The organism is Hyphomicrobium sp. (assembly GCF_036780825.1).
Taxonomy (GTDB): Bacteria; Pseudomonadota; Alphaproteobacteria; order Rhizobiales; family Hyphomicrobiaceae; genus Hyphomicrobium_C.
The window spans coordinates 1-10,481 of sequence record NZ_DAIQCD010000050.1 but is presented as its reverse complement, the minus strand read 5'-3'; the positions used below and the strand labels follow the sequence as shown (position 1 = coordinate 10,481).

At 65.1% G+C, this 10,481-nt stretch carries 7 protein-coding genes; 5 read left to right on the top strand and 2 right to left on the bottom strand.

Going from position 1 to position 10,481, the window contains the following annotated elements:
- The first annotated feature begins 255 nt into the window (after positions 1–255).
- Complete coding sequence (locus V7P99_RS13945; protein WP_333795441.1) at positions 256–1,539, top strand: hemolysin family protein; 1,284 nt, start codon at positions 256–258, stop codon at positions 1,537–1,539.
- A gap of 361 nt (positions 1,540–1,900) precedes the next feature.
- Complete coding sequence (gene rcdA / locus V7P99_RS13940) at positions 1,901–2,464, top strand: protease adaptor protein RcdA (protein WP_333795440.1); 564 nt, start codon at positions 1,901–1,903, stop codon at positions 2,462–2,464.
- Positions 2,465–2,555: 91 nt separating this feature from the next.
- On the opposite strand, the gene rpmE is transcribed toward rcdA, so the two are convergent.
- A complete protein-coding gene (rpmE, locus tag V7P99_RS13935) occupies positions 2,556–2,783 on the bottom strand; it encodes a 50S ribosomal protein L31 (RefSeq protein WP_333795439.1) in 228 nt (75 codons plus the stop codon).
- A 403-nt stretch (positions 2,784–3,186) separates the two neighbouring features.
- Here rpmE and V7P99_RS13930 point away from each other — a divergent pair, with 403 nt between their 5' ends.
- Positions 3,187–5,025, top strand: coding sequence for an ABC transporter transmembrane domain-containing protein (locus V7P99_RS13930; RefSeq protein WP_333795438.1), 1,839 nt, complete (start codon positions 3,187–3,189; stop codon positions 5,023–5,025).
- A 149-nt stretch (positions 5,026–5,174) separates the two neighbouring features.
- On the opposite strand, the gene V7P99_RS13925 is transcribed toward V7P99_RS13930, so the two are convergent.
- Positions 5,175–5,786 carry a hypothetical protein gene (locus V7P99_RS13925; RefSeq protein WP_333795437.1) on the bottom strand — a complete coding sequence of 204 codons (612 nt, stop codon included), beginning with the start codon at positions 5,784–5,786 and terminating at the stop codon, positions 5,175–5,177.
- 983 nt (positions 5,787–6,769) lie between these two features.
- On the opposite strand from V7P99_RS13925, the gene V7P99_RS13920 reads away from it, so the two are divergent.
- Both V7P99_RS13920 and uvrA read left to right on the top strand, forming a co-directional pair.
- Positions 6,770–7,897 carry a THUMP domain-containing class I SAM-dependent RNA methyltransferase gene (locus V7P99_RS13920; protein ID WP_333795436.1) on the top strand — a complete coding sequence of 376 codons (1,128 nt, stop codon included), beginning with the start codon at positions 6,770–6,772 and terminating at the stop codon, positions 7,895–7,897.
- 122 nt (positions 7,898–8,019) lie between these two features.
- Positions 8,020–10,481, top strand: a 2,462-nt coding sequence (gene uvrA / locus V7P99_RS13915; RefSeq protein ID WP_333795435.1) for an excinuclease ABC subunit UvrA, incomplete at its 3' end; no start/stop codon positions are given.

Genomic DNA, 10,481 nt, shown 5'->3' with positions numbered 1-10,481 from the left:
AGGGGGCGATTTTTCGCCCATTGCGCGCGGGCGGGCACATACTCCTGTTCGAATAAGCTCGCGCCGCCCTCGGAAAATTATGAATTTAGCGCGCATTGACCATAGTGCGGCGGGCCGATAGCATCCGCTCCCTCGGCAACAGGGGGTGGCCTCGACGCAGGACTGCTTTTCGGAAAAGAACACGTCACGATCCCCGATCGGGGTGACCCGGCTTTTCCGCTACGAGCATCGCCAACGAAGTCGGCCGCAATAGCTTTGATCGAGCTCCTGATCGTCCTGAGCCTCATTCTCCTGAACGGCCTTTTCGCGTTATCCGAACTGGCGATCGTTTCCTCCCGGCAGCCGCGTCTCAAGGCCTTCGCGGCGACCGGACGCAAAGGCGCGGAGAGCGCCCTCGCGCTCTCGTCGAACCCCGGCCGCTTCCTGTCCGCCGTGCAGATCGGCATCACCATGATCGGCACCATCAACGGCGTCTATTCCGGCGAGACTTTCGGCCAGTATGCCTATGCAGCGCTGCGCGAGGCCGGGCTTCGCGAGGCCGCCGCAACGTCGCTCGGCTACGGCACCGTCATCGCCGTCATCACCTATCTCTCCGTAATCATCGGAGAACTCGTGCCGAAGAACATCGCGCTGCGCGATGCCGAGCGCATCGCCTGCATCATCGCGCCGCCGATGATCGCCTTCTCGCGCATCGCGGGGCCCGCGGTATCGCTGCTCGACGCCTCGACGCGCCTCGTCTTCCGACTGTTCAGACAATCCGAGAAAGGGGCCAACCGCGTCTCCGACGAGGAAATCGCCATCCTCATCGCAGAGGCGGAGGCCGCGGGCGTCCTCGAGAAGCCCGAGCGCGAGATGATCTCGGGCGTCATGCGTTTCGCAGACCGCACCGTCGTCGGCCTCATGACGCCCCGTACGGACGTGGACTGGATCGACATCGCGACCAGCGACGAGGAGATCCGCGAGCAGCTCATCGAAACCCCCCATTCGCTGATCCCCGTCGGCGAGGAGACCATCGACGCCCTGATCGGCGTCGTCCGGGCCCGGGACGTCATGGCGGCCGTGCTCACCGGGAAGCCGCTCGAGATCCGCTCCCATATCCGCAAGGTGCCGATCATCCCCGAGACGATGGACGCCCTCGATGCCTTGAGCGCGCTGCGCGAGGCGGACGTTCCCGTGGCGCTGATCCACGACGAATACGGGCACTTCGAAGGGCTCGTTACGCCGGGAGACGTGCTCGAGGCCATCGTCGGCGCCTTCAAGTCGGAGGAGGACGGCCCCGACGCCGTGCAGCGCTCCAACGGGACCTGGCTGCTCGCCGGCTCGATGGCCGTTGACGAAATGGCCGACAAGCTCGGCATCGCCCTGCCGGCCAAGCGCAGCTTCGCAACTGTCGCAGGCTTCCTCCTCGCGGAGCTCCAGCACATTCCGCGCACGGGCGAGAGCATCGAGACCGGCGGCTGGCGGTTCGAGGTCGTGGACCTCGACGGGCGGCGTATCGACAAGGTGCTCGCCTCGCGCATCAGCAAGCCCGCGGACTGATCGGGAGAGTGTCCCAGGCCGGGCCGTTGCGTTTACGCTTGCATGATGACAATCGTGAACAAAAATACGGTCAGAAATCGTCAACCTTTAAGCGTTCGTTAGGGAAGCGGGCGTAGCCTTCCTCTCATCCAGACATCTGGAGCTCGGGTGGTGCCCAGCCCACCCTGTTTGACGCCTTCCTGTTGACTTTCGAGCCGCCGCAAGGCGGCTCAACTTTTTTCGGCCTGCCTTTTGCATGGCAGATGACAACCCGAGGTTTCTTTGGATTGTCTCCTTTCCGGCCAATTTTGTTAACCCTGGCCTCTTAGGATCTTCGGGTGCTATGGTGATCGAAGAGTAGGTGTCTGTGTCGAAGCGTGTCATGAGCAACAGTTCCAGCGTAGAAAATCGGTTTGTAGGCGGAGGGGAAACAGTCTCCTTCGGAGAGCGTTTCCAAGCGTCCGAACAGTTCGACCGCGTATTTTCCGAGGGCATGGCCCTCGTCGAGCGGTCGGCGGCTTATCTCGACGGGGATGGGCGCCGCGAGAGCAAGGGGCTTCCCGGCCAGCTCACAGTCCTCTACGCCACGGAAAGCATGCGCCTCACGACGCGCCTTCTCGAGCTTGCTTCGTGGCTCCTCATCCGGCGCGCCGTCAAGGAAGGCGAGCTCACCCACGCGGAAGCCGAAGCCAAGCGCGCCCGCGTCAAGCTGCAGACGCTTGGCCGTCCGGCACACACCAAAGGATTTTCAGATCTGCCACAGGGCTTGCGCGATCTCATTGACGAGAGTTTCCAGCTGCACGATCGCATCGTTCAGCTCGATCGCGCGATGCTGCCCCGGGAGGCCGAGGGCGCGGTGCCCTTGCCAGTCAATCCGGTGGCATCCCAGATCGACACGCTGGAGCGAGCATTTGGTGGCGGCCTGCGCCACGCGGCGGCACCTTGAGAGCTGCGGACCGGATAAGCCAATAAAAAAGCCCGGCTTCGGCCGGGCTTTTTCGTATCGATGTGGCGCTTCTCGGCGAGGCCCGCGCCTCTCAGCCGAGGAAGCCTTCGAACTTCTTCTTGAAGCGCGACAGGCGGCCGCCGCGATCCATCAGACGCTGGTCGCCGCCGGTCCACGCCGGGTGCGAGGTCGGGTCGATGTCGAGCTGAAGCTCATCGCCTTCCTTGCCATACGTGGAGTAGGTGATGAATTGCGTCCCATCGGTCATCTTGACCGTAATCTGATGGTAGTCGGGATGCAGATCGGCGTCTTTCTTCATTGGGCTCATGCTCGCTGCGAATGGGGGCCGAACGGCACGGCCGCGGACGAGTTGCCGCTGCGCATCAGGCGCGGCAGGATGTCCGGCGGTGCGGCCCCGAATTCCTGAATGCGCCTCTATAGTCGAGTTGACCGCGCCGCACAAGCATCGAAAAGCCGCGCGGGCCTTCCCGCCTCTGACGCCGGGATGGGCGCGCACCCGAACAGAAAAATTTAAGCCCGTCCGTAAATTCGGCCCGTTGAGAGCCTTTGAGCAACGGGATGGAAGCCAACGAGCGGCGCGGCATTCCGCGCGATTTCCCGGGTTGGCGTTGACGCCGTGCGCCCATGTCGCGCATGGTCCATCCTATGCAGAAAGCCTAAAGGGTGCGCTCGAGGAGACGCCCAATGCGAAGGATCGCACCGTGAGCCCGAAGCAAGATTTCGGGGCTCTGCCCCCGGCCGGCGAGGCCGCCCAGCCGCCGTCCGAAGACAGCCCGCCGACAAGCCGGCGCCGCTCCTTGCGGCCGCTGCTCGCGCTTAAGCCCTATCTCATCCGCCATCCCGGCAGTCTGGCTGGCGCCGCCGCGGCCCTCGTCGCGTCAGCTATGGCGATGCTGGCCATCCCGATGGCCGTGCGGCGCATGATCGACCACGGCTTCGGGGCTCACGACGCAACCATGATCGACCAGTATTTCATGGTCATGATCGTGATCGGCATCGTGCTGGCGGTGTCCAGCGCCGCACGCTTCTATCTCGTCAACTGGATCGGCGAGCGCGTCGTCGCGGACTTGCGGTCGGATGCGTTCGCCCACCTCGCCCGCCTCGGGCCGGATTTCTACGAGCGGACACACTCCGGCGAGGTCATGAGCCGCCTCACCGCCGACACGACCCAGATCAAGTCCGTCGCCGGCTCGGCCATCTCGCAGGCGCTCCGCAATACGATCATGCTTCTCGGCGCGCTGGTGATGATGATCATCACGAGCCCGAGCCTGTCGCTGCTCGTCCTCATCGCCATTCCCGTCATCGTGCTGCCGCTCATCGGCTATGGGCGCACGGTGCGCCGCCTTTCGCGCGCCGCCCAGGATACGCTTGCCGAAGCCTCGGCCTACGCGTCCGAGAACCTTGCCGCCGTGCGCACCATGCAGGCGTTCAACCATGAGGATGCCGTCGCGGGACGCTTCGCCGCCGCGTGCGAACGTGCGTTCCTCGCCGCCAAGAGCCGCCTCATTGCACGGGCCGGCCTCACCGGGCTCGTCATCGTGCTCGTCGTATCGAGCATCGTCGGCGTGCTGTGGTACGGCTCCGCGGCCGTGATCAGCGGCGAGATCACGGGCGGGCGCCTCAGCCAGTTCGTCATCTATGCCGTGTTCGCGGCCGCCGCCCTGGGCGAGCTTTCGGAGGTTTGGGGGGAGACGACCCAGGCTGCGGGCGCCGCCGAGCGCATCATCGAGTTCCTGTCCATAGAGCCCGAGATCAAATCGCCGGCGCACCCTGTCGCGCTGCCCAGGCCCGTCAAGGGCGAGATCGCATTCCGGTCCGTCCACTTCGGCTATGCCAACCGCGGCGGCACTCTGGCGCTCGACGACGTCTCGTTTCGTGTCGCGTCCGGGGAGCGGGTGGCGCTCGTGGGCCCGTCCGGAGCCGGCAAGTCCACCGTCCTCAACCTGCTTCTGCGCTTTTACGATCCGGCAAGCGGCGAGGTGACGATCGACGGCGTCAATGTCGCCTCGCTCGCCCTCGATGAGTTGCGCAGCGTGACGGCGCTGGTGCCACAGGAGGTGGCGCTGTTCGCCGATACGGTGGCCGAGAACATCCGCTACGGCACGCCAGAGGCCTCCGAGGCCGACATCATTCGCGCGGCCACTGCAGCCCAGGCCGACGGCTTCATCAACGCCCTGCCCCAGGGATACCAGACCCGGCTCGGCGAGCGCGGTGTCTCGCTCTCGGGCGGACAGCGCCAGCGCATCGCCATCGCACGCGCTATTCTGAAGGACGCGCCCATCCTTCTCCTCGACGAGGCGACCAGCGCCCTCGACACGGAGAACGAGCTTGCCGTGCAGCGCGCCCTCGAGAGCCTCACCCGGGATCGCACGACGATCGTCGTTGCGCATCGCCTCTCAACTGTGCAGAGCGCGGACCGCATCCTGGTGCTCGATCAGGGCCGTATTGTCGAGAGCGGAACGCATGCCGAGCTCACCAAGCGCAGCGGCCTCTACGCCCGCCTCTCCGAGCTGCAGTTCGGAAGCGAGGCCGCGGAATAGGTGGCGCGTCATCTCAAACGAATACGCTAGCGCGTTCACTCCTATCGGAATCGGGTTACGCGACGTGAACGCGCTCTAAGTTTTTGTTGGAGAGACTGATTCACGTTCTCGGTGAATGCGTGTCCGTGCCCACAAAGAACGATCAGGCTCTAGCTCGCGCTCGTACACTTGGTTTCACACGGTACCTCCTCGCGCTTGTCGACAGAGCCGCGCACAGGCGACAGGACCTCGCGGTAGCACTTGCCGTTTTCGCGCACGACGCGCACCAGTTGCGTCTTGCTGACCAGCGACTGGCACATGACCTCCAGCCCCTCGGCGACCTTCGTCACGCGCGCCGGCGCAAGCGCGTCGGCACGCGCGGCGCCGATCAGGAGATCGATGAGGCCCGACGGTGGCGGCTCGCCCGGCTTCTGAAGCTGGTTGTAGGCGATCCATTCGTAGGTCGCCTTGCCGTCCGGCGTCGAAATCTTGAGCGAGATGTCGCCGGTCGACGTGCAGGCACCCGCATCGACCTTTGTGCCCTGCGATGTGGACAGTGCCTTGTACTCGATCTGGCAGTCGATGTTGCGCTCCCAGATCTCGTATTGCGCTAATCGGTGCGAGACCTGTGTAAACGGAACCTTGTACTGCCAGGCGTGATAGGCCGTGATCGCGGTGGGAACGGCGCCCACGATGGTCACCACAAGAGCCGCCGTCTTGAGAAGCGATACGACGCGGGCCGCGGGGCTGTGCGGGCCGTCGCTCAGAGCTCGGTCTGTCATCGGTTTCGGTCCCTCGGATATCGGTTGCCTCGTGCCGTGCTTCCCCGCGCGGGCAGCTCGCCCGTGTGCCGTGAGGCTTGCCCGTCATGCCTCATGCTCACTGAACCGCGCTTGAGTGGACGGTTCATGCACCGTTCAGCAGAGCCTCTGCGGAGCGCCGCCGAAGGTAGCGCGCCCCAGGCGCGGACGCCAAGCCGGAAGACGGCGGATCCGATTAATAGGACCCCGATGACCCTCAAAGGACGCACACGGCAAGATGCAGCGGGTCTGCACGCCATCCTCTTTCCCCTGCGCATTTTCAAGGCGCGAGCGGCGACGTGCTGATATTAACGGGCGGAACTGTTGGTCTCAGGCAAAAAAGATCGAGCCCCGTCGCGCCTTGGCCGATCGGGGCTCCCATGTCTTCGATAACCTGCCCAGCTGAGCCGGGCTTATGAGGCGAGGCTCTGGCGCGTCGACCTAGATCTCGGCCGACTCTCCGCCCTCGCATGACGTTTTGCAGATTGTGTTTTTAAAACCTGGCCACGCGTCGCCTTGCTGCAGCAGCCCGCGTCAACCAAGCCTGGATCCCATCTCAGCACAGGATCCGAGTGAATGGCCGGGTGGCTTCATCCTTCCTCCATCGCTGTTGATCCAAGTACCGTGATCGCAGGCTGATCGTACGCATCTGCCGCGATCACGGCTAAGGGTGATGACCGTCCTCACAACCGGGGGGGTGCTGCGGCCAAACGGTAAGGCGGAGCCTCACTCGATAAGGACGTCGGCAGCGACAGCCATCACTATGAGAATCGGTTGAGCAACGGCTTCTGTCAAGGTCGTTCGGGCCCTCTAAGTAATTGAACGTGCTCCTCGCCTGACTTGGATCAAGCGGCCTTGCTCACGGGGCCCAGCGCGCGCCCGGTCGCCATCTCGGCACGTTCCGCGAAAAGGCGCCGATGATGGAAGGGCTTCCAGATTTGCAGGGCCCCGGATAAGCAGACCCCATGAGCACCAGCGACGATTTCGAAATCTTTCTGGCCACGGCGCCAGGCCTCGAGGCTGCCCTCCGCCGCGAGGCGCTGACCCTGGGTTTTCGCCGTCCCGCTGCTGTCCGAGGCGGCGTGACGCTCCACGGCAGCTGGCGCGACGTGTGGCGAGCAAACCTCGTGATCCGCGGCACGAGCCGGGTGCTGGCGCGTATCGGCTCTTTCCGGGCGATGCATCTCGCGCAGCTCGACAAGCGCGCACGCCGCATTCCTTGGGGGGAGACGCTGCGCAAGGATGTGCCGGTGCGCATTGAGGCATCCTGCAAAAGCTCGCGCATCTATCACTCGGGTGCCGCGGCGGAGCGCATCGCGACCGCCATACGCGATACGCTCGGCGCTCCTATCTCGCTGGAGGCCGAGGTGTGCGTCCGGGCCCGGATCGAGGATGATCTTTGCACGCTCGCCGTCGACACCTCGGGCGATCTCCTGCACAAGCGCGGCTTCAAGGAAGCGGTGAATAGGGCGCCGATGCGGGAAAACCTTGCCGCCATGTTCCTGCGCCTGTGCGGCTATGACGGCCAGGAGCCCGTTCTCGATCCGATGTGCGGCTCGGGAACCTTTATCATCGAAGCCGCGGAGATCGCAGCCGGCCTGCTGCCGGGACGGGCCCGGCGCTTCGCCTTCGAGCATCTCGCAACATTCGATGCAGCGGCCTGGCAGGAAATCCAACGTGCGGCCGGGAGCCGGGTCGCGGTACCTCCGGCCGCCGTGCGGTTTTTCGGGAGCGACCGCGACGCCGGCGCCGTAGCCATGAGCCGAGCCAACGCCGAGCGCGCGGGCGTGGCAGACTTCACGGCGTTTCACCAGTGCACGGTGAGCGAGCTTGTTGCGCCCGAGGGCCCGCCGGGGCTCGTGATCGTCAATCCGCCCTATGGCGCGCGCCTGGGCGATAGCAAGCAGCTGCGGCCGCTCTATCGGGCCCTGGGGCAAACCCTGCTCGACAGATTTCCCGGCTGGCGGGTCGGGCTGGTGACGACCGATGCCGGCCTCGCAAAGTCAACCGGGCTGCTCTTCCTCCCGCCGGGCCCTCCCGTCGCCCATGGGGGGCTGCGCGTCACCCTCTTCCGCACGGAGGCGCTTCCGTGAGGATACGGCAACCGGCGGATTTCGATGTTTCCCCCTTGGCTTAGGTAGCACCCACGCTTATCTGCCCCACCGCGCTATCGGGTTGCATTGCCGACGCCCAATCACCGGGATAGACCTTTTCCATGAGCAAGTCCCCCAGGAAGTCCGCAGTCCGTCCCCTTCCCGAGCCGGCAAAGGCCAGCACCGTGAGCGAAGCCCAGAAAACCTTGTCCGTCCGCGGTGCCCGCGAGCACAACCTGAAGAACGTCGATCTCGAAATCCCGCGCAATGCGCTCGTGGTCTTCACAGGGCTATCGGGCTCGGGCAAGAGCTCGCTCGCGTTCGACACCATCTACGCCGAGGGGCAGCGCCGCTACGTCGAAAGCTTGTCCGCATACGCGCGCCAGTTTCTCGAAATGATGCAGAAGCCGGACGTCGATCATATCGACGGCCTCTCGCCCGCCATCTCGATCGAGCAGAAGACGACCAGCAAGAACCCGCGCTCGACGGTCGGCACCGTCACCGAGATCTACGACTACCTGCGTCTCCTCTTCGCGCGCGTCGGCGTGCCGTATTCGCCGGCGACGGGGCTTCCCATCGAAAGCCAGACCGTCTCGCAGATGGTGGACAGGGTGCTGGAGCTGCCGGAGGGAACGCGCCTCTACCTGCTCGCTCCCATCGCGCGCGGGCGCAAGGGTGAGTTCCGGAAAGAGCTCGCCGAGCTCATGAAGAAGGGCTTCCAGCGCGTCAAGATCGACGGCGCCTTCTACGAGATCCCCGACGCGCCGAAGCTCGACAAGAAATACAAACACGATATCGACGTGGTCGTGGACCGTCTCGTCGTGCGCGCCGACATCGCCAAGCGCGCGGCCGACAGCTTCGAGACGGCCCTCGAGCTCGCCGACGGCATCGCGATTGCCGAGTTCGCCGATCGTCCCCTCCCCCCCGTGGGGAGGGCTAGGGTGGGGGGAACCCCAACGTCGGCTGCTCAGGATTCCCCCCCTCCTGACCTCCCCCACAAGGGGGGAGGGAAAGACGCGGAGGTGTCTGAGCCCTCCCTTACCAAGGGAGTGCTCAAGAACAAGAACGAGACGCACGAGCGCATCACGTTCTCGGCGCGCTTCGCCTGTCCCGTCTCGGGCTTCACCATCGAGGAGATCGAGCCGCGCCTCTTCTCGTTCAACGCTCCCGCCGGCGCCTGCCCCGAATGCGACGGGCTCGGCACGGAGCTGCAGTTCGAGCCCGATCTCGTCGTCCCCGATGCATCGCTTTCGCTGAAGGAGGGCGCGGTCTACCCATGGTCGCGCACGGGCAACACCTCGCCCTATTACGAGCAGACGCTCGATGCGCTCGCCAAGCACTACAAGGTCTCGATGTCGACGCCGTGGGAGCGCCTGCCGAAGCACGTGCAGCTCGCCATCCTCTACGGCACCGGTGACGAGGAGGTGGCCTTCGTCTACGAGGACGGCCTCCGCCGCTACAAGACCACGAAAGCGTTCGAGGGCGTGATCGGCAACATCGAGCGGCGCTGGCGCGAGACCGACAGCGACTGGGTGCGCGAGGAGCTCGCACGCTACCAGGGCGCACATCCATGCGAGGCGTGCAGCGGCTACCGGCTCAAGCCGCAGGCGCTCGCGGTCAAGATCGGCGGCAAGCACATCGGCGAGGTCGGCGATCTCTCGATCAAGGCGGCCAACGCCTGGTTCGCCGAGATCCCCAAGACCTTCACAAAACAGCAGACCGAGATCGCGACGCGCATCCTCAAGGAAATCCGCGAGCGCCTCGCCTTCCTCAACGACGTCGGCCTCGAATATCTCACGTTGTCGCGCTCGTCCGGCACACTGTCGGGCGGCGAAAGCCAGCGCATCCGCCTCGCCTCGCAGATCGGTTCCGGCCTCACGGGCGTGCTCTACGTACTCGACGAGCCCTCCATCGGGTTGCATCAGCGCGACAACGATCGTCTGCTCGGCACGCTCCGCCACCTGCGCGACCTCGGCAATACCGTGATCGTCGTCGAGCACGACGAGGATGCGATCCTCACGGCCGATCACGTGGTGGACATCGGACCCGGCGCCGGCGTGCATGGCGGCCAGATCATCGCGCAGGGCTCGCCCGCCGACATCATGGCCAATCCGGCGAGCCTCACCGGGCAATACCTTTCGGGCACGCGCCAGATCCCGCTACCCAAGGCGCGCCGCAAGCCGCAGAAGGGCCGCGCGCTCAAGATCACGGGGGCGCGGGGCAACAACCTGCAAAACATCTCGGCCGAGATCCCGCTTGGGCTTTTCACCTGCATCACCGGCGTTTCGGGCGGCGGCAAGTCCACGTTCCTGATCGATACCGTCTACAAGGCCGTTGCGCGCAAGCTCAACAACGCGCGAGAGCATCCGGCGCCCTTCGACAGGATCGAAGGCCTGGAGTACCTCGACAAGGTAATCGATATCGATCAGTCGCCGATCGGGCGCACGCCGCGCTCGAACCCCGCCACCTACACCGGCGCCTTCACGCCGATCCGGGATTGGTACGCGGGCCTGCCGGAGGCGAAGGCGCGCGGCTATGGGCCGGGCCGCTTCTCGTTCAACGTCAAGGGCGGGCGCTGCGAGGC